11 protein-coding genes are annotated in these 20574 nt (G+C 60.9%); 8 read left to right on the forward strand and 3 right to left on the reverse strand.

The window, feature by feature from the left end:
* Positions 1-26: 26 nt before the first annotated feature.
* Positions 27-1520 (reverse strand): TPM domain-containing protein, encoded by a 1494-nt coding sequence (locus ACYVIT_RS01380; RefSeq protein ID WP_415807795.1) that lies wholly within the window; start codon positions 1518-1520, stop codon positions 27-29.
* 280 nt (positions 1521-1800) lie between these two features.
* Between ACYVIT_RS01380 and ACYVIT_RS01385 the strand changes: the two genes are divergently transcribed.
* The 5 genes from ACYVIT_RS01385 (at position 1801) to ACYVIT_RS01405 (ending at position 8516) form a co-directional block, all read left to right on the forward strand.
* The gene (locus tag ACYVIT_RS01385) at positions 1801-3288 is read left to right on the forward strand and encodes an ABC transporter substrate-binding protein (protein ID WP_415807794.1); all 1488 of its coding nucleotides are present in this window, start codon (positions 1801-1803) and stop codon (positions 3286-3288) included.
* 60 nt (positions 3289-3348) lie between these two features.
* Positions 3349-4266, forward strand: a complete 918-nt coding sequence (locus tag ACYVIT_RS01390; RefSeq protein WP_415807793.1) for an ABC transporter permease — start codon at positions 3349-3351, stop codon at positions 4264-4266.
* A 5-nt stretch (positions 4267-4271) separates the two neighbouring features.
* Complete coding sequence (locus ACYVIT_RS01395; RefSeq protein ID WP_415807792.1) at positions 4272-5207, forward strand: ABC transporter permease; 936 nt, start codon at positions 4272-4274, stop codon at positions 5205-5207.
* Between the two features lie 31 nt (positions 5208-5238).
* Entirely contained in the window at positions 5239-7083 is a 1845-nt protein-coding gene (locus ACYVIT_RS01400) for an ABC transporter ATP-binding protein (protein ID WP_415807791.1), read from the forward strand.
* 113 nt (positions 7084-7196) lie between these two features.
* Positions 7197-8516 carry a lyase family protein gene (locus ACYVIT_RS01405; RefSeq protein WP_415807790.1) on the forward strand — a complete coding sequence of 440 codons (1320 nt, stop codon included), beginning with the start codon at positions 7197-7199 and terminating at the stop codon, positions 8514-8516.
* Positions 8517-8525: 9 nt separating this feature from the next.
* On the opposite strand, the gene ACYVIT_RS01410 is transcribed toward ACYVIT_RS01405, so the two are convergent.
* Positions 8526-9473: a LysR family transcriptional regulator gene (locus ACYVIT_RS01410; RefSeq protein ID WP_415807789.1), complete on the reverse strand. Its 948-nt coding sequence runs from the start codon at positions 9471-9473 to the stop codon at positions 8526-8528.
* A gap of 163 nt (positions 9474-9636) precedes the next feature.
* Between ACYVIT_RS01410 and ACYVIT_RS01415 the strand changes: the two genes are divergently transcribed.
* A complete protein-coding gene (locus tag ACYVIT_RS01415) occupies positions 9637-10542 on the forward strand; it encodes a hypothetical protein (protein WP_415807788.1) in 906 nt (301 codons plus the stop codon).
* A gap of 94 nt (positions 10543-10636) precedes the next feature.
* Complete coding sequence (locus tag ACYVIT_RS01420) at positions 10637-11668, forward strand: porin (protein ID WP_415807787.1); 1032 nt, start codon at positions 10637-10639, stop codon at positions 11666-11668.
* An 8-nt stretch (positions 11669-11676) separates the two neighbouring features.
* On the opposite strand, the gene paeA is transcribed toward ACYVIT_RS01420, so the two are convergent.
* The gene (paeA, locus tag ACYVIT_RS01425) at positions 11677-13008 is read right to left on the reverse strand and encodes a polyamine export protein PaeA (protein WP_415807786.1); all 1332 of its coding nucleotides are present in this window, start codon (positions 13006-13008) and stop codon (positions 11677-11679) included.
* Between the two features lie 252 nt (positions 13009-13260).
* On the opposite strand from paeA, the gene ACYVIT_RS01430 reads away from it, so the two are divergent.
* Entirely contained in the window at positions 13261-20574 is a 7314-nt protein-coding gene (locus tag ACYVIT_RS01430; protein WP_460478140.1) for a hypothetical protein, read from the forward strand.

The following is a 20574-nucleotide window of genomic DNA, read 5'->3' on the forward strand; positions in this document are numbered from 1 at the left end:
GACGGTTAATGTGCCTGCAATATCGGCTACCACCGTCCTCCAGCGCCGCCACCGCCGCTGGAGCCACCGCCAAAACTCCCGCTTGATGAGCTGCTACTGCCTCCGCCACTACTACTGCTGGAGCCGCCGGAACTAGAGTCGTTGTCGCTCAGCACAGCGAGCGCGATGAAGCCCAGTGATTTTTTATAGTCGCAGTACGCGCACGTCTGGATGCGTTCGCCCTTTCCTTCCTCGGAATAGGTCGAGGGTTCTATGACTTTGATCGCAGGCTTTTTCAGCGTCTGTGCATGGCACTGCGGGCAGACGCTGAACGACTTGGCCTGTGTTCCCGCAAAATCGCAGAGCTGCTTGGCACCTGTTTTCTGGTTTACCCAGATCTCATATGATTTGGACTCAATTTTCTCTTCGCATTGCTGTTCGCCGGTGAGATAGCGCATCAAGTCCTTGGGCGTGAGTTTGTCCCGGCTCTGACGCGACCAGTCTCCCGAGTTGTCGGGTGGCGTCGCCCGCAGGCGCGCCAGTCTGCCGTTTTTCACGACTCCGACGTAGGCCAGATAAGCAAATGGCGCGAGTACGAGCGGCAATAGACTCCAGCGCGTGAATGAGGTGCGCATGTCCAAGGCTGTCTTTTTATCCTTGGTGCTGCGTGCAAGCAGGGTGGAGCATGCGTGGTAATGAAAACTCAATATCAACGCACAAAACGTCGCGACAAAGTAGGGCAGGTTCTTGAACTGATAGACCTGTTCGATCGTTTCTGTCAAAAGAAAAACAAACAGGCTCATAAAGAGCAGGAACACGAAGGTGAACAGTCCAAACCAGAAAGGGTGGCCTTCGTACTTGGTGCTCTTTATGGAAAATCTCGTCAGTACGTGTTTGCGCGCCAAGCTCATCCACAGCATAGCGACGGCAAACAGAGCGACCGCAAATCCGGATTGATCGATCGCTTCGCCATGCCGGTTCCAGAACGTGGGCTCATAGGCTTTCAAGCCCTCGAGCTCCAGGGCGTGATCGGGTGAGAGGAACACCGTTTCCACGGCCTTGGCGGCAGCCAAGACCGCCATATCGGTGTTACCGGATTTCAAATAGGGAACGAGATATTTTTCCCCGATCTGTTTTAACAGCGCATCGGGGAATATGCCCTCGACACCGTAACCGCTGATGAAGCGATATTCGTGCCGGTCCATTGCCAGAAATAGCAGCAAGCCGTTATTGGCGCCCTGTTTGCCTATGCCCCAATGATTGAACAGATCCAGGGCAAATTGAAAATCGCTGTCGCCCAGGTAGTCATTGACGACCACGATAGCGAACTCGCTGCCGTTCTGCTGTTCGATGGCAGCGCTGATGGCATCGAGTTCAACCACGGTGTCGGTTTGCAGATTGCTATCCGGATCACTGACGTAATGGCTCTGTCCGCGGTCTTTAGGATTCGGAAGCGACTCGACGGAATATTGCGCATAGGCATTGACGCTCAATAGCAGAGCGATGAGCGTGGAAATCAGCAGAGCGAGGCGCCGGGGCATGGAGGGAGATCTGGCCGCAATAGGATGACAGGCGCCATCATATCCTGAGGGGAAATGCGGCCCTGCCATGGGGCGCCCGGGGCGGGGACCGGCCGCTTTGCCAAATGCGTGGCGTTGATCGACCCGATAATTCTAATAATTCGATGTTTTGTGCCGATAATTCGAAGTTACGCAGATAACGGCCACGGTAGCATGCCTGAAATTCTGATAATTCTAGGGAGACGACATGCTGTTGCGATACTGTCGGCGCTGGGCGGGCGCTCTTGCTTTGAGTAGTGCGATGGCGACTACGGCCGCCTGGGCCGGGCCTGATAACGATACGCTCGTGGTGGCTTTTCAGCGGGAAGTGGTGAACCTGGATTATCTGTACACCACGTCTCAAGAGCACGTGATTCTGTCGGATCTCACGGATGACCGTCTGTTTGATGTCGATACACAGACCAACGAGATCTCGCCCATGCTGGCGACCTCGTATCAATATGTGGACGACACCACGATCGATGTGACATTGCGCGAGGGGGCGCATTTTCATAGCGGCGCGCCGTTTTCGGCCGATGACGTGGTCTACACGTACAACTGGGTACTGTCGCCAGACAGCGGCACGCGCGCTTCGGGCACGGTGAGCCGTTGGCTCAAGAGCGTCGAGAAGCTCGGCCCATACCAAGTGCGTTTTCATCTGAAGGATGTGTACCCGCTAGCGTTGCGCGATATGGCGCGGCGCATACCGATACGTCGCAATGGCGTCTATGAGGTCGATGGCAAGCCTGATCGCGGTGCCCAGGCGCTGCACCCCGATGGGTTGGGACCGTATCGCGTTGAGTCCTTCGAACCTGGACAGCGCGCCGTGTTGGTGCGATTCGATGATTATTATGCCGGCAGTCCAAAGGGGCGGGCCGCAATCGGCCGCATCGTCGCACGCACGATTCCCGACTGGGGGACGCAGCAGGCCGAGTTGATGAGTGGCGGGGTGGACTGGGCATACGATATGCCGCTGGACGTCGCGCAGAGTATGGCGGCCACCGGGCGTGCGGTGCAGGAGGCTGGTCCCAGTCTGCGTGTCAGCTTCGTTGTGCTGGATGCGGCGGGGGTGAGCGGGCCGAGTCCGTTGACCGATGTGAAAGTGCGGCGCGCGCTGAACTACGCGGTCAATCGCAAGGCGATTGCCGAGTTTCTGGTGGGCGGGGTGGCGCAGCCATTGTTTACGGCATGCCATCCCACGCAGTTCGGATGTTCGCAGGATGTGCCCCACTATGCCTACGACCTGAAAAAGGCCAAGGCATTGCTGGACGAGGCCGGATACAAGAAGACGGACTCTCTGGAACTATGGGCTTATCGCGACCGTGCCGTCGCGGAGGCAGTGGCTGCAGATCTTTCCGCCGCCGGCGTGAATGTCAAGCTGCGTTATGGGCAATTGGCGTCATTGGATCGTGCGCGGGCAGACGGCAAGATTCGTGCGTATATCGGTTCATGGGCTAACGGCGGGACGGCGGACACGGCCATGATCGCACGCGTTCATTTCGGCGATACCGACCGCAATCTGTCGCGTAATTCGCAGGTGGCGCAGTTGGTCACGGATGCCGAGCGCACTAATGACAAAACGCGCCGTGCTGATCTTTACCATCAGGCATTGCAGATCATTGCCGATCAGGCGTATTGGATTCCGCTGTACACCTATTCCGTGAATTATCTGATGTCGCCGGCGCTGGACTTTCCTATTCCACCGGACGGTTTGCCGCGTTTGTACGAAGCGCGTTGGAAACGATCCTAAGCAATCGTTTTGCGCGCCGCACCGCCGGGCGCGCCCTGTTTTTCTCGACGGAGATTATCCATGTTGCGCTTTGCGCTAAAACGCCTTGGGTTGGCGGTGCTGGTCGCGCTGGTCGTATCGTTTGCCACGTTCCTTTTGCTGAACCTGGCGACCGATCCCGCCCAAGCCATCGCGGGCGAGAATGCCGAGCCGGAGCTGGTCGAGCAAATCCGCCACGAGTACGGCTTTGACAGACCTTTTCTCGAACGCTATGGGAACTGGCTGTCGGATGCCGTGCAAGGCGATTTCGGCCGTAGTTACTACTGGCATGATTCGGTAGGCCAACTCGTCGCCAAGCATGCGCCACCGACGATTCGCCTTGCTTTGATGTCGATCATCGTGACAGTGCTCTTGGCCATCCCTCTGGGGGTCGCGGCGGCGTTGCGACCGAATTCCGCGCTTGATCGTTTTTCGCTGGGTGTGGCCGTGTCGGCACAGGCCATTCCGAATTTCTGGTTGGGCCTGATCCTCGTCATCTTGTTGAGCGTGATGGTGCCGATATTTCCCGTCTCGGGCGATTCGACCTGGTTGCATTACGTATTGCCGGCCTTTGTGCTGGGGACCAGCTCGGTCCCTGCGGTGATGAGGTTGACCCGTGCGGGGTTGATTGAAGTCATGGGCTCCGATTACGTGCGTACTGCGCGCGCGAAAGGCTATCGCGGCGTGTCGCTATTGATGCGGCATGCCATGCGCAATGCCATGCTGCCCATCGTCAGCGTGCTGGCAGTGCAGTTGGGTCAGAAGTTCGGCGGCTCGGTGATTGTCGAATCCATCTTTGCCATCAACGGCCTGGGCCGGTTGACGCTGCAATCGATTCTGGGCAGCGATATTCCGACGGTGCAGATGTTGATCTTCATTTTCGCGCTCGTCTTCATTGTGATGAATTTTCTGGCGGATGTGCTCAACGCGCTGCTCGATCCGCGTATACGTATGGGGTAACGAGCATGAATCGAGAACAAATTTCACTGGCAGATGCGGTGTACATGCCGGCGACTGAGGCAGTTGACGCCGATGATCTCGACGCGCAACGTCGTCAGGCATTCTGGAGGCGTGTGCGCGGGCATCGCGGTTTGCAGATGGGGGCCTTGATTCTGTTGGCCTTGATGGTGGTGGCGATCGGCGCGCCGTGGTTGGCGCCGCATGACCCTTACGCGCAATCGCTGGCACATCGTCTGCTGCCGCCAGTCTGGCAGACTGGTGGTTCCTGGGACTACGTACTTGGCACGGATCAGGTGGGTCGCGATTATCTCAGCCGCTTGATCTACGGTACGCGCATTTCGCTGATTGTCGGCTTTGGTGCAGCCAGCGTCGGCTGTCTGATCGGTGTGACGTTGGGCGTGTGTGCAGGGTACTTCGGCGGCCGGGTCGATTCTCTGGTCAGTTTCTTGCTGACGTGCCAATTGGCGCTGCCTGGCTTGTTGCTGGCAATGGCGCTGGTATTCATCATCGGGCCGTCGTTGTGGGTCGTGATCGGCATCATCGGTGGACTGCACTGGACCTATTACCTGGTGGTGACGCGTACCAGCACACTGCGCTTGAGACAACTGGATTTCGTGGCTGCCGCGCGGGCCGTCGGCAGTAATCGCCGGCAGATCCTGTTCCACGAGATTCTCCCCAATCTGCTCAACCAGATCATCGTGGTGTTCACATTCGAGATTGGCATCGCGGTGCTGGCCGAGGCAGCGTTGTCGTTTCTGGGCGTGGGCATCCAGCCACCCACGTCTTCATGGGGATTGATGATCTCCGAGGGAAAGATGGCGATCTTTCATCGTCCCTGGTTGGTGGTATTGCCGGGCATGGCACTGTTTCTGCTGGTAATAGGCGCCAACCTGCTGGGCGACGGGTTGCGCGATGTGACCTCGCCGGACAAGCGCAACTAGGCGCAATGCCATTCTGGGGAACTATCCAAATATGTCTACCAATTCGTTATTGCAGATTGAGGGGCTCAATGTCGCGCTGCCCACGTCTGGCGGGCCGCTGCATGCGGTACGCGGCATGAGTCTCGCGCTGGAGCGCGGGGAGGCATTGGGCATCGTGGGCGAATCCGGTTCGGGCAAGTCGATGACGGCGTTGGCGTTGATGCGCCTGTTGCCCGATGGCGCAGAACTGTCTGCCCGCGCCATTCGCTATCAGGGCGAAGACCTTGGGGCATTGTCTGATGCGGGTTTTGCTGCGCAGATCGCGGGCCGCCGTATTGCGATGATTTTCCAAGAACCCATGACCTCGCTCAACCCGGTTTATACGATCGAACGGCAGATGACCGAGCTGATGATTCGCGATGGCAGCAGTCCTCGGCAGGCTCGCGAGCGTGCGTTGTATCTGTTGGACCGCGTGAAGGTACCCGATCCTGTGCAGCGCTTGCGCAGCTATCCACATCAATTATCCGGTGGGCAGCGTCAGCGCGTGATGATCGCCATGGCACTGATGACCGAGCCGCAGTTGCTGATCGCCGACGAGCCGACGACGGCACTGGACGTGACCGTGCAGGCGCAGATACTGGATCTGTTGGCCGAATTACGTCAAGACCTCGGCATGGCGATGATCCTGATTACGCACGATCTTGCGGTGGTGGCCAATGCCGTGGATCGCGTGATGGTCATGTACGGCGGACAGCCGCTGGAGTCTGGTGCGACTCGTACTGTGCTGAGTGATCCGCGTCATCCTTATACACATGGCTTGTTGGGCTGCGCGCCCGGGAAAAGTGCTCGCGGCAGCCGTCTGAACGCCATTCCGGGTATCGTTCCATCGTTGATCGGGCCACAGCGAGGGTGTATTTTTGCGCCGCGTTGCGCGTGGGCCGATGCGCAATGCCGCAGCGAAGACATCGCGGCCACACAACGCGGGATCGATGACGATTGGTACCGCTGCTTGCACCCGGTCGAAAAGAACGTGATGTCTCGTGATGGGCATATGGCACCTGTGGAGGCTGGTATCTCTGTTGCGGCTGATGTTCAATCAGACTCAGTGTTGGTGGCACGCGATGTCGTGCGCACGTTTACCCAACGCAAAGGCCTGTTCGGCCAGCCGTTCACCGTACGAGCCGTCGATCATGCATCGTTGGAGGTAGGGCGGGGCGAGACGTTGGCTGTGGTGGGAGAGTCCGGGTCGGGCAAGAGCACGCTGGCTCGCATTCTGCTTGGCCTGGACGAGCCCGATCAAGGGCGCATCAGGTTGGGAGGGCAGGAGATAGGGACACTGTCGCCACAGTCGCGTGCGAGGCTGGTGCAACCCGTATTTCAGGACCCCTATTCCTCGTTGAATCCACGCCGACCGGTAGGCGACATCGTCGCTCGTCCGCTCGCATTGCATGGCGCCGTGCCAGCCGCCGAACGACGCGCACAGGTCGTACGGATGCTGGAGCGGGTAGGTTTGCCGAAACGTGTGATCAACAGCTTTCCCGGACAACTGTCGGGCGGCCAGCGTCAGCGCGTGGCAATTGCGCGCGCGCTTATTCTGCGGCCGCAACTGTTGCTATGTGATGAGCCTACGTCGGCGCTGGATGTGTCTGTTCAAGCGCAAATACTCAATCTGTTGCAGGATCTGCAAGAGGAGTTTGGATTGTCCATGTTGTTTATTACTCATGATATTGGCGTGGTGCGTCAGATCGCCGACCGGGTTGTCGTCATGCGCGGCGGCCGCATTGTAGAAGAGGGGCTGGCGAGCACTGTATTGACGCGGCCCGCGCACGAGTACACGGCGCTGCTGCTGGACTCAGTGCCATCGCTGGAACGCGCATTCACGGAGGCAGTGGCATGAGCGCGATACCTGCCGCGGGTTCTTACGATGGCGGTGCTTCGTCTGAAGCAGATGCCGCGCCACAACAAAAAAATCACGCTGTAAGTCATGGCGAAACGTTGCCGAGCTCTGTCATGGATCTGTTCTCTACCGAACAGATCTGGCAAACGTGGCTGGACATCGAGGCTGCGTTGGCGCTGTCGCAGGCCAGTCTGGGGTTGATTCCTGCGCAGCATGCGCAACATATCGCCGCACACGCCACGTTGGCGCACTTGGACCTGCCCGCCCTGCGCGCCGACATACAGCGTACGATGGCACCGGTGTTGTCAGTTGTGCATGCCCTGGCGCATGCCTGCGGTGATGAGGCCGGCGGTTACGTGCATTGGGGTGGAACCACGCAGAATATCATTCTGGGTGGGCGAGTGCTGCAGATGCGCCGTGTGCATCGCCTGTTGCTGGCACGCATAGGCCGTAGCCTGGAAACGTTGGCGGCGCTGGCCGAGACCGGTGCCGACGTGGTGATGGCGGGCCGCACCAATCGCAAGCACGCGTTACCCATCACCTTCGGATTCAAGGTCGCCAGCTGGATCGAGGAGTTGGTCCGTTGTGTGCAACGGCTGCGTCAAGTTGAACCTCGCACGTTCTCGCTGGTGTTTGGCGGCGCCATCGGCGCGATGCACACGTTCGGACCCGATGGCGTGCAATTGGCCAACGCCATGGCCGAGCGTCTCGAGTTGGGCAGCCCATTGGTGCACTCGCGCGCCATGTTGGATCCGTTTTGCGAGTACGTGCTGGTGCTGTCGCTGTTTGCAATGACTTGCTCGCGCATCGGTAACGAGCTTTACACGCTGATGACTGACGAGATCGGCGAGATCGCCGAGGCCTTGCCTGAAGGTGTGGTGGGCAGCAGCACCATGCCGCATAAAGACAACCCCAAGCATGTGGTCAGCCTGATTGCGCGGGCGGCGAAGTTGCGTGCCCTGGCTGCTCCGGCTCTTGAGGCGGGTCAACCCAGCCACGAAGGCGACTCTGCCACCAATCAACAGTTGTATGGCCTTATTGACGAGGCTTGCCCATTGGCCTATGACGTGGCGGTCAGGCTGGACGATCTATTGGCGTTGATTCGCTTCGACGCTGTCCGTATGCGTGAGAATCTGGCACGTTCGGCCGATGTGATTGCTTCCGAGCATTTGATGATGGTGTTGGCGACGACATTGGGCCGTCAGCATGCGCATGATCGCGTGCATGCGGCGATTCGCGAGGCGAGGCGCGATGGCAGTTCGCTGGCGGATGTGTTGATGGGCCAACCTGACATCGCCGCTCACTATACGCGGGAGCAGATCACGGCGGCACTCGATCCCGCGCGCTACACGGGCAACAGTCGGGACATTGCTTTACGGGCGGCAGCGTTGGCGCGCAACCTGGCCACGGATATCGCACCGCGCGTAGCGTAGATCGCGTCGCTAGGTTGATTCCTCGGGTTTGAGCAAGCGAAAACTGGGCGCCGCTTCGGCGTCCTCGCGGCAGAGCCGGCGCACATAGGCTCTCAGGCAATCGAGAAAGAGATCGACCAATGGTGGCCGGCCCGACGGCGGAAATATGCAGGCGTACGTGACCCAGCGTTCGGGCGTAATGGGGCGGAATACGACACTGTCGGTCGGCAACAGACGCGCGCAGGTGCGGTCCATGATCGATATGCCGTTATTGTCGCGCACCAGTTGTTGCACCATGAGTGTAGAGGTCGTCTCGATGGATATGCGCGGTTTGGCGCCGGCCGTGGCGTAGATGTCGTCCAGCCGGCGGCGCCATAGTTGGTGGGGCTGCAGCGATACGATAGGCTGGTCGAGCAGGTCTTCGGCGCGGATGGCTTCACGCGAGGCCAAGGCGTGCTGGCGTGGCAACAGGGCCTCCATCCGCACTTGCAATACGGGTTCGACGTGCAGTTCGACGATGGCGTTGCTGATGGGCAATGAGATCAGCCCAAGGTTGTAACGTCGCCGCGCCACTTTGTTTTCGATCTCGAAGCGGCCCTCGATGTGAATACGGCAATCAAAATCGGGATCCTGGCGCCGCATGTCGCTGATCGCGGGCGATACCAGGCAGGTTCCCAGGGGAACAGAGGTGACCAGCGTGAATTTTTCGCGATTTTTGCTGCGTATATCCTCTGCGATGCGAGGTATTTCATCCACTCCCATCAGGATTTGCTCGGCCTCTTGGAAGAACAATTCGCCTTCCGGAGTCAAGAGCAGGCGGCGGCGCGCGCGCGTGAACAGCTTCAGGTGGATTTCGTCCTCCAACAAGGAAATCAGGCGGCTGGCGGCGGATTGGCTCAGGTGCAGGCGCTCGGCTGCCGAGGCTAGAGAGCCGTGCAGCACGATCAGCCGAAACAGACGCAGCGATTTCAGATTCATGGCGTAGGTCGGAGGGGGATGGATGTTTCACTATTTCGAAGACATCATCACTTAATTCGAATAATCGGTTTATTCAACAGCGATAGGATGCCAGAAGACCTCGGAGACATCCATAAGAAAAACGTGCGGCAGCCGCGCTGCGCAGTGGCTATAGGAGACAAACTTGAAACGATCGATCATCGCGGTATTGATTGCGCTATGCACGGCAGGCGTCGCGCGCGCTGAGCTCGCTGCAGGGGCGGGTGAGTATGAATTCCGTAATGCCGATACCGGACAATCGGTACAGGTGTATTACTTCAAGCCGGACGGCTATACCGCCAACACGCCGGTGGTGTTGCTGCTGCATGGTATCAAGCGCAACGCGCAAACTTATCGCGACGGTTGGGTCGACATCGCACGTCGGCACAACCTGATGGTCCTGGCCCCGCTCTTTACTCGTGAGGCCTATCCGGGCGCCAATGGCTACAACCTGGGCAACGTGTTTCACGCGGTATCGCACCAGGAAATCACTGGCAAGGCAAAACCCGTCGAACGTAATCTTCCGGCGAAATGGAGTTTCTCCCTGCCCGATGCGGTATTTACTGATTTTGCGCGGCGCGAATCCACGGCCCAAGACGGCTACACACTATATGGTCATGGCGCCGGTGCACAGTTTGCGCACCGTTATGCCTTGTTCCGGCCGAACAGCCTGGCCTGTCGCATCATCGCTGCCAATTCCGGCTGGTATACGTATCCCGACACCACCGCCGATTGGCCCTATGGCCTGCGCGACGTTCCCGATGTGGCCGACAAGCAGACCGACGCCTATCTGGCCGCGCCGTTGATGCTCATGCTGGGTGATGCCGACGTGCACAAGGCAGGGGTGATGCGCAAGACTGACGGCGCGCAGGAACAGGGCCAGAATCGCAAGGTTCGTGGCGAGCGCTTTTACGCGCACGCACAGCAACTGGCGAAGCAGCGCAATACGACGTTTGCCTGGCGGTTGGAGCATGTCGCTGATGCGGGACATAGCAATGATGAGATGGCAGCTGCCGCTGCCGCCCGCGTGACCGGCTGCACCAAGCACTAGCGCTGTATTCATAGGAGATATTGTCCTGGCCAGCCCGGCCGGGGCGGGGCTGTGCACGCGCACGGCCCGAGATTTTTAAACGGAGGAGAAGACGATGAAAATAACTGCGATAAAGATCGTGCAAGCAATGGTATTTGGCACCGCCGGCTTGGCAGCTGCGGCACAGGCCGAAAGCAGTGTGACGCTATATGGCCTGATCGACCTGGGGTATATGTACGACTACGATGAGAGCAAGGGATCGGCGCAGAGCATCAACAGCGGTAATGAATCTGGCTCGCGTTGGGGCCTCAAGGGAGAAGAGGATCTCGGTAATGGCTTGAAGGCTATTTTTCAGCTGGAAAGCGGTTTCGATGCCGACACCGGTATGGCGGCGCAGTCCGGTCGTTTGTTTGGTCGCTGGGCTTACGTTGGTTTGGCAAGCAACACATTGGGCGAGATACGTTTGGGCCGTCAATGGGTGCTGGGCCGGGAATGGGGCGGCGTGGCGACGCCGTTCTCGATCGCCTGGTCGCGATCGGGATTGGGCACCACGTTTGGCTACAACGATGGCGATTTTGGCGCTAGTGGCATTGCCGACAACATGGTGATGTGGCGCTCGCCCAAAGTGAGCGGATTCGAGGCTGCCGTGGGGTATAGCTTCGCGATCAACGGTGACGAAGAGTTCGGCACCGGCAACAACGATCGCATGGTCACAGCAGGTGTGCGATACGGCCGCGGACCGTTGCGTGCCGCGTTGACCTATGAGCATTCGTATGCGGATCAACGTCGATCCGCTCGCAACGCCAGCAACTGGCAATTGGGCGCTTCCTACGATTTCGAGGTCGTACGCATCTACGCGGGAGCAGGCCGTATCAGTGACGCCAATAAGGGCCCCGCCAGAAACGTGGACAAAGATGTCGCCTGGACGGCGGGTGTGCGTGTGCCCGTGGGGCCAGGGGCACTATTGGCGTCATGGCAGCAGACGACAAACTCGAAGATCAAGGGTTATGCGGTGGGCTATCAGTATGATTTGTCCAAACGCACCGACCTGTACGTTTTTTATAACCATAGCGAGACACGCAATTTGAATACGAGCGAAGATAACGAGCGGAGACAGGCCAGCGTGGGTATCCGCCATCGCTTTTAAGTCAAAGGTCAGTCAGGCAATTGCCCTGCGGCACTTGCCCCGGACTGTGCTGGTGCTGCGACACGGGTCACCAACACCTGATCCACGCGGTAAGTGTCCACGTCCATGACCTCGAACTTGTAGCCTCCCAGGGACACCACGTCGGTGCGGCGTGGCACGCGGCGCAGCACATCCATCAGAAAGCCCGCCAGCGTCTCGTATTCGTCGCCATTGAGGTGCTCTTCGATACCCAGCACTCGGCCTACGTCCTGGATGGGCGTAGCGCCGTCGATCAGCCATGAATTGTCATCGCGTTGAATGATGAAGTCTTCGTCCCACGGCGATACGAGTTCGCCCATGACGGTGCTCATGACATCGTTGAGCGTGACCAGACCCACCACCAGACTGTATTCATTGACGATCATGGCGAAATCTTCGCCCACTTGACGAAACTGCTCCAGCACTTCTGCCAGCGTGAGCCTGTCAGGCACCACCAGGGCTTTGTGAATGAGTTTGCTGTCGGTCAGTGCGATCGATTGATTATTCAATAGCCGCTGGTACAGGTCGCGGGTATTCACATAGCCCACGACATGATCGATATCGCCGCGGCAGACGGGATACGTAGAAAAAGGCTCTTCGGCGATGCGCGCCCGGATGATGTCTTCGGGGGCATCTTGTGGGAACCAGGCGATGCGGTCACGCTGTGTCATGGCGCTGGAGACGGTGCGCGTATCGAGCTCGAAGATATTTTCGATGATGCGTTGCTCTCCGCGCGCCAGGACCCCCGAACGTGTACCTGCTTCGGCCAGGGCCAGAATGTCGTCCGAGGTAACGCGTTCGTCACGGCGCGTCGGCAATCGCAGCATGCGCATGAGCAATTCCGCACTGCGTGAATATACCCAGACCAGAGGCGAAAAAATGCGCACCAGCACGCGCATGGGCCCGATCACGCGCAAGGCGAACCGTTCCGGCTCAGCCATGCCCGCCTGCTTCGGGATAAGGTCCGTCAGGATGATGAACAGTGAGGTCACCAATACGAACGAGCCGACAAAGCCCAGCGATGCCGACATGTCGGGCGACAGCCATTGGCTCAGAAATTGCGAGAAAGTCGGGCTGAAAATGCCCTCGCCCACGATACCGCCCAGGATGGCCAGGGCATTGACGCCAATCTGGATGGCCGTGAAGTAATGGCCAGGCTGCTGCTGTACGCGCAGGACTTCTTCGGCCCGGGCATCGCCGTCTTCGGCGAGCTGCCGCAGGCGCAGGCGGCGCGATGCGGCGATGGCGATTTCGGCAATAGAGAAAAATGCCGCCGCGATCAGCAGCCCCAACAACAGCAAGAGATTCTGGCCGAGGGTCATTAATGAGGGTACGGGCAGGGTGGCCCGTCAAGGTGGAACACGTATCGATTCTACCTTGTGGCTCTCGAGGCGCTGCGTCCGTACGCCGCTATCAGGACGTCACGCATGCGCATTGATTGGTGTGGGGACGTGCCGTCTGTGGGTGGCCGCAAGCGGATTCGTCGAGCCAATCAGCGGTTTCGTCGAAAAAAAATGGTTCACCGTGAGGTTTCTTGTTAGGTTCTGCCGGACCCACTATGCCCGGAGTCCGACATGTTGTCCATACACGCCCGCAAAGGTCATCGATTGATGCGCAAGACGTTACTGACCATGAGCCTGAGCATGGCCTTCGGTCCGTTGACGGCGCGTGCCGACGATATGGTGTGCAGCCCCGATGCGGCATGCCTCGAACTGGATCAGGGCGCCGTTTATGACGACAAAGAGGGTCTCGCCTATCGGGGTGATGATGGCTCGCATGATGGCGACAGATCCGGCAAGAACGGAGCCAGGCTGGAACTGCTGGACCATGGCGCCAATTTCAACCTGGATCCCGTGGTCGGCGGAACCGCGCTGTCCAACGTCCCGGGCGCCATGTATCTCATCTCGCAAGGCGGCGACGGGCACGACGAGGGCGATGGCGGGCATGGTAATACCGTGCGGCTGGAAAGCGCCGGCAGAGTGCAGATGGTGGTGGGTGACAGCAACGACGGGCTGGGCCAGGTCGATGCCGTGCTGTTTGCCGCCAGCCTGGGCGGCCACGGCGATGGCGAAAAGCACGATACCGATGACGATGGCGGCAATAACAATAACAACACCTATGGCGGCGATGGCGGCATGGGAAGCCGCGCCGAAGTGCACACGTACGACGGGAGCGAATATAGTGTGGCGGGCGAGATTCGCAGCCATATGTACGGCATCTACGCCACTAGCGAGGGAGGCGACGGCGGGGACCAGAATTCGTCGGTGTTCGGCGACCAGTATGGCGGTACCGGCGGCGATGGCGGAGAGGTCAGCATCACTAACCGGGGCTCGTTCTATTTTTCCGGTGCAGCCCTGGCAGGCAGTGTCGGCGAGAAACTGACCGTTCACGATGGTGTCCAGGTCGCGATCCTGCGCGCCGAATCAAAAGGCGGCGACGGCGGCTATGGCAACGGCAAGGCGGGCGATGGCGGCAACGTGAGCGTTGACCACCAGGCTGGTGTGCTGTCGCTTGACGGTACGACCGGCGACAACGTGTCGATATATGGCATCCGTGCCACCTCCGAAGGCGCCGAGGGCTATGGCTCGGAAGACAACTCGAACCAGGGCGGTTCGGGGGGTGACGGTGGCCGGGTCGATGTCACAGTCGCCAGCGATATCGGCATCGACGTGCCCATCGCATCGGGCGCCATCGTGCAGGCGGTATCCGAGGGCGGCAAGGGTGGCGAGGCGCCGAAGAAGGATCATAGCGGTGGCGAGGGCGGCGATGCAGGCGACGTGACGGTGACGTTGGCGCCAGGTGCGGCGCCTTACGTTTTGCGTACCACGGCCGACGGCATGGTCGGCATACAAGCCCAGTCCAAAGGCGGCTTCGGTGGCGATGGAGAAGACTCTCTCGCATTGGCGGGCAAGCCTGGCGGCGCCGGGTTCGGCGGCGATGCCGGCCGCGTGACGGTGAACATCGACTCGGCGGCCTCGATCGAAACGACAGGTACCCACGGCACGGGTGTCGCGGCCTGGTCTGTTGGCGGCGGGGGCGGCACGGGGGGCGATTTCTACGCCATTCTGGGCGGCTCCGGCGGCAAGGGCGGTGATGGCGGCCTTTCTGGAGACGTGGGCGTCTACAACGCCGGGAACATTCGCACGGACGGTGACTGGGCCTTTGGTATCGATGCGCAATCGAACGCAGGCGGCGGCGGTGCGGGCGGCATCAGCACAGGCATCATTGCCAGTGTCGGCGGCGATGGCGGTGTGGGCGGTCAGGCGGGCACAGTTGTGACCAGTAATGCCGGTGGCATCACCACGACGGGTTATGGCTCCATTGGGGTCAGCGCACAAGCCATCGGGGGCGGCGGCGGTAATGCCGGCGTGTCGTTCGGATTGGTGTCGGTCGGGGGCAGCCCCGGAGAGAGCTCCGACGATGCAAATGGGGGTACGGTGTACCTGTCGAACGCCGGGTCGATCATTACGCTGGGCGATGCTGCGCCAGGCATGAGCGGGCAATCGATAGGCGGCGGTGGCGGCAATGCCAGCGGCGAGGTTGGCATCATCACCATCGGTGGCGTTGGCGAGGCGGGCGGCGACGGCGGTGACGTCCATGTCGATGGCGGCGAATCGGGTTCGACAGGGCAGTTGGGAACGATCTGGACAGAGGGTAATTTTTCTTATGGCGTGATCGCGCAGTCGATCGGCGGCGGCGGCGGCAACGGCGGCAGCAGCTTGAATTTCGGGGTCACCGGTTCACTGGGGGTCGGTGGCGCAGGCGATTCAGGCGGCGATGGCGGCACGATCAATTTTTCCGGCACAAGTCCGGCGTCGATCACAACGTCGGGCGAGAATGCGCACGGCATCCTCGCGCAGTCCATCGGCGGTGGTGGTGGCGCCGGCGGCGACATCGTGCACGAAGGATTCGATTTCTTCTCTCTTTTGGTAGGCGGGCGCGCGGGTGACGGCGGGGACGCGGGCGATATCGGCTTTTCCTGGGAAAACCTCGCCGTGGATACGTCCGGCAGCGCTGCACGCGGCGTGGCGCTGCAGTCCATCGGCGGCGGTGGCGGCACGGGCGGTGGGATCCGCAGCGCCAACTTCGCCATCGAGGGGCAACTCGTCATCGGTGTGGGTGGCAATGGTGGGGACGGTGGCGATGGCGGCAAAGTCGCGGCTCGAATAGGCAACTCTTCCATCACAACGCGTGGCCCGGGCGATGAGGCAGATGGCAACAAGGTCGCCGACTCCACGGCGATCTCCGTGCAATCGATCGGCGGCGGTGGCGGCTCAGGCGGCAGTGTGACGGATCACAGTGTGGTGATCGGCATCATTTTCACAGAGATCGGCACCGCCGTGAGCTGGGAAAACCTGATCATGGTGGGAGGACACGGTGGCAAGGGCGGCGACGGCGGCGACGTTGCCGTGGACGTCTGGGATTCCGCAGTCAGCACCCAGGGCGAATTTTCGAACGCCATCCTGGCGCAATCGATCGGCGGGGGCGGTGGCGACGGCGGATCGGCGCACGCTTTTTCATTCAATCCCGTTATCGGTCTGCAAAGCATCAATATCCAGGCAGAAGCGGTTGTTGGCGGCCAATGCCGCGATGCCAACGAGACGTGCGTGGGCGGTGAAGGCAAGGACGTGAGCGTCAATCTGGGGGATTGGGATGGCGTTGGCCAAACCGTCGTGCAGACCGCCGGGGACTACTCGAACGGTGTGCTGGCGCAGTCGATCGGCGGCGGCGGCGGTGATGGCGGCTCGGCCAATGCGTACTCCTTCGATAAGGAGACGGGGGTGGCCTTTAGCGTCAACTCGTTGATCTCAGTCGGAGGGAAAGGAGGAACAGGCGGCGACGCCGGCGCGGTCTACGTGAACACGGATGACAGCGTGCTGATTGCCACCGATGGCTCCGGCGCGCGTGGCATCGTCGCGCAGAGCGTGGGCGGCGGTGGCGGTACGGGTCAGGGCACCGACGTCTATCTGAGCGTGGATGGTCAATTGACCGAAGAGTTGCCCGGCGGCGTGGCCCTCGATGTGGGCGTTGGCATGAGCGGTGGCGAAGGCGGCCAGGGGGCGGCGGTCACCGTGAGCAATATGGGCGATATTTACACGAACGGCCGCGACAGTGACGGCGTGCTGCTGCAATCCATTGGCGGCGGGGGCGGTGTGGGCGGATCGCTGGGGGCCGATGACGGCGACATCCTGGACGCCCTGTTCAATGTATACAAGGCCCACCAGGATCACGACATCGTGGTCGCCAATGGCACGCTTGCCGTGAAGGTTGGCGGCACGGGCGGCAAGGGTGGCGATGGCGCGGTATCCAGCCTGTATCAAGATGGCGGCGTCTATACGTCAGGTGATTATGCGGACGGCCTTGTGGTGCAATCCATAGGCGGGGGCGGCGGTATCGGCGGGGCCAGCATTGCTTCGACTTACGAGAACTGGCTGGACGTGAATATTTCCGTGGGCGGTCAGGGTGGCATAGGCGGCCAGGGCGGCCAGGCCCTGGTGGCGTTGGGCGGCAATGCGGACATCGGCACGCAGGGCTACGGTGCCTATGGGGTGCTGGCGCAGTCGATCGGTGGTGGGGGCGGCCAGGGCGGCACCGGCACACTGGCAACAAAGGGGCGGATCATCATCGGTGCCGGTGTGGGCGGCGGTGGCGGCGACGGTAATAACGGCGGCGATGTGGGCTTTAGCTCGACAAGCAGCAACTGGATCCAGACCTACGGCGACACCGCACATGGTGTGGCTTTGCAATCGATAGGCGGTGGCGGCGGGGCGGGCGGGCTGACCATGGGCTCCGGCGGTACGCCATTGCGCGAATCGCTCGTCCTCACGTTGTCGGTCGGTGGCATGGGCGGCAACGGCGGCGATGGAGGAACGGTAAATGCCTGCACGGGCAACGACTGTTCCGTTGTCAACATTCTGACCGGCGGCGACATGGCGACTGGCCTGGTGGCGCAGTCGGTGGGCGGCGGTGGCGGCATTGGCTCGATGGGCGATCCAGATGCAGGGAACCCTCACTCTCTCAAGCTCGATCTCGGCCTGACGCTGGGTGGTGCGGGGGGCGACGGTGGCAATGGTGGTGCCGTCGCGATCCAGGGTGACTACAACATCGTGACCGGCGGCGCTTTCTCGCACGGTATCGCGGCGCAGTCAATCGGTGGTGGGGGCGGCATGGCTGCGGTGACCGACCCGTTCGGCACGTTGCAGTCCACGTATGAAGAAGGCGAAGCCGGAATCGGCGTGCGGGCTTCGCTGGGCAGTCTGGCTGATGGCGCAGGGGGGGACGGCGGCACTGTGAATCTGTCGGCCAATGGCACGATCCAGACCTGGGGAGACGGCTCGCATGCCATGGTGGCGCAGTCGGTCGGTGGCGGCGGTGGCATGGCGGGCAGTGTGATCAATAGTGATACGCTGCCACCCAGCGATCTATTCATTGAACGGTCACTCGTACTGGGCGCCGATGGCAGCGCCACAGGCGCTCCTACGGGTGGCGGTGGAGGCGACGTTACGCTGGACACGGGCGCTACTATCGAAACGTATGGCCGTGGCTCGGTCGGCGTCATAGCGCAATCCGTGGGTGGAGGTGGAGGCATTGCCAGTGTCAGCCAGGCTGCCGATCCAGGCCAGGTACGCCTGGGTGGGGGCGAAGGCACCTGGGGCGACGGCGGCGAGATATCGGTGACGTTGTCCGGTGGCGAAATCAACACCCATGGCACGGGCGCACACGGTGTCGTGGCGCAATCGGTCGGCGGGGGCGGCGGCATCGGCGGAGACCTGGGGCGGGCCATATCGCCGCTGGACGGTGCGGCCTGGGCAGGCAGCGGAGCCAACGTGACAGGCAGCGGCGGCAAGGTCGGCGTGTCGGTGCAGAACCGGATCTTTACGAACGGCAACAACGCCCATGGAGTCGTTGCCCAATCCATCGGTGGCGGCGGCGGATTGGCCGGTTCCGCGCAAGGCGGCTTTGCCGGCAGCGTGAGCGCGGCGATGGACAATGCCGATAATCGGGCCAGCGAAGTGACCGTGAACGTCAGCGGTACGGTCGGCGCGAGTGGTGATGGCAGCTCGGGTGTTTTTGCCCAGAGCCAAGGTGCATACCGGCAAGGCGGTACGGTCGCGGTCACTGTCGACGGGAGCGTCGCAGGCGGCTCGGGCAATGGCGCCGGTGTCTGGATCAGCAGCAACGCCACCGACCGCAGCTCCCTGATCATCAACAATGCGGGCCAGGTGTCCGCGCTATCAGGCACGGCGGTGCGTTATGACGGCGAGGCAGGTCTGGCCATCCAGAACAGCGGCCTGTTGTTGGGCAGCGTGTATTGCAGCTCGGCGGGCGCGTGTGATGTCGCCAACGCACCGGCCGGCAAAATGTCGGCTGCGGCGGTCTATCAAGCCAACGTGACGAACGCAGGTCAATTGATCGTGAACCCGCCTGCCGAATCGTCTGCCCGCTTGGCCATGGCTGACAACGGCACGCAAGCCGGTTCGTTCGGCCGCCTGATCGTGGCGGGCAATTACACGCAAGCCAGTTCGGGTGTGTTGGTGTCCTCGGTCGATTTTGCCAACATGCGAGCCACGAGCATGACAGTGCAAGGCAATGCAGTATTGGATGGAAAGGTAGAACTCAGTGCCGCCAGTCTGCTGCCCGGACGCGAGCTGACACTGCTTGATGTGCAAGGCACGTCGGCCGGCACGTTGCAAGCCAGTGACACGCCCATTTTTGATTTCGATATGCGTCAAGTGGGCTCGCAGCAGCGCGTCTCGGTCAAGGGCGCTGACTTCAATGCTGCCAGCCAGGGGCTGGCACGCAATCAGCGTGCGGTTGCCGGTCACCTGCAAGACATCTGGGATCGTGGCGGCAATGTAGAGATGGCGCCACTGTTTGCTGCGTTGAACACCGCATCGAGTCAAGGGGCAGGGACCTATCGGGACCAACTGGATGGTTTGTCGCCGGGTGTGGCCTTGGCGCCAGCTGTGCAGATGATGGCGGGCATGTCGAACTTCGCCAGTGCAATGATGTCGTGCCGCGATATGGAGCGCACAGGCACTGACGGGCGCGAACAGGATTGTTTCTGGGGTCAGGTCTCACGGCGTACCTCAGACCAGGATGAGGCCGACGGCACATCGGGGTACTCGTTCGACAGCAATACCTACCAAGTCGGCGGGCAACATGAATTCCGCCCGGACTGGTTCATCGGCGGATCTGTGGCCTATCAGAACAACAGCCTGCGTGCAGACAATGGCCGCATGGGCGGCAGCGGCGATGCGGGTTATGCAGGCGTCGTGCTGAAGCACCAGGACGGACCGTGGGTGTATGCGGCCTCCATCAGCGGCGGTTATGGGTCGTACGATCTGGATCGCACCATCGGCATCGACGGTTACGACCGCCAAGCCAGCAGCAGCCCCGACGTCTACAGTGCTGGCATGCGCCTGCGCGTGTCGCGCCACATCGGCGTTTCCGAGCGCTTTTATCTGAAGCCCTATGTGGACCTGGATGCGCTTTACGCACGTATGCCCAGCTACACCGAATCGGGAGGGCCCTTGAGTCTGCATGTGGATAGCAGCGATCAGTTTGTCGTGGGACTGTCGCCGATGCTGGAAATCGGCGGACGAGTGGACCTGCCACAGGGCGCCACCATGCGGCCCTATGCCTACGCAGGCGCGTCATTCCTCAGCGATGACTCATGGGATGCCCAGGCGCGTTTCAAAGGCGCTCCGGCAGGCAGCGACGGGTTTACGACCTCACTGCCTGGCGACAATGTGATCGGACGTTTTGGCGTGGGGCTGCAGGTCAACAACCAGTCGGGGCTGGATTTCCGGTTGCAGTATGACGGCGAAGTGTCCAGCAAGACCACTAGCCATGCCGGACAACTCAAGGTGATGTATCGGTTCTGA

This window comes from Bordetella muralis (genome assembly GCF_054781015.1).

What these genes read in the sequence shown, in the direction of transcription:
- ACYVIT_RS01395 (WP_415807792.1), top strand. Translation starts at nt 4,272, where the DNA reads ATGAATCGAGAACAAATTTCACTGGCAGATGCGGTGTACATGCCGGCG.
- paeA (WP_415807786.1), bottom strand. Translation starts at nt 13,008, where the DNA reads ATGACCCTCGGCCAGAATCTCTTGCTGTTGTTGGGGCTGCTGATCGCG.
- ACYVIT_RS01430 (WP_460478140.1), top strand. Translation starts at nt 13,261, where the DNA reads ATGTTGTCCATACACGCCCGCAAAGGTCATCGATTGATGCGCAAGACG.
- ACYVIT_RS01405 (WP_415807790.1), top strand. Translation starts at nt 7,197, where the DNA reads ATGGATCTGTTCTCTACCGAACAGATCTGGCAAACGTGGCTGGACATC.
- ACYVIT_RS01400 (WP_415807791.1), top strand. Translation starts at nt 5,239, where the DNA reads ATGTCTACCAATTCGTTATTGCAGATTGAGGGGCTCAATGTCGCGCTG.
- ACYVIT_RS01410 (WP_415807789.1), bottom strand. Translation starts at nt 9,473, where the DNA reads ATGAATCTGAAATCGCTGCGTCTGTTTCGGCTGATCGTGCTGCACGGC.
- ACYVIT_RS01380 (WP_415807795.1), bottom strand. Translation starts at nt 1,520, where the DNA reads ATGCCCCGGCGCCTCGCTCTGCTGATTTCCACGCTCATCGCTCTGCTA.
- ACYVIT_RS01390 (WP_415807793.1), top strand. Translation starts at nt 3,349, where the DNA reads ATGTTGCGCTTTGCGCTAAAACGCCTTGGGTTGGCGGTGCTGGTCGCG.
- ACYVIT_RS01420 (WP_415807787.1), top strand. Translation starts at nt 10,637, where the DNA reads ATGAAAATAACTGCGATAAAGATCGTGCAAGCAATGGTATTTGGCACC.
- ACYVIT_RS01385 (WP_415807794.1), top strand. Translation starts at nt 1,801, where the DNA reads ATGGCGACTACGGCCGCCTGGGCCGGGCCTGATAACGATACGCTCGTG.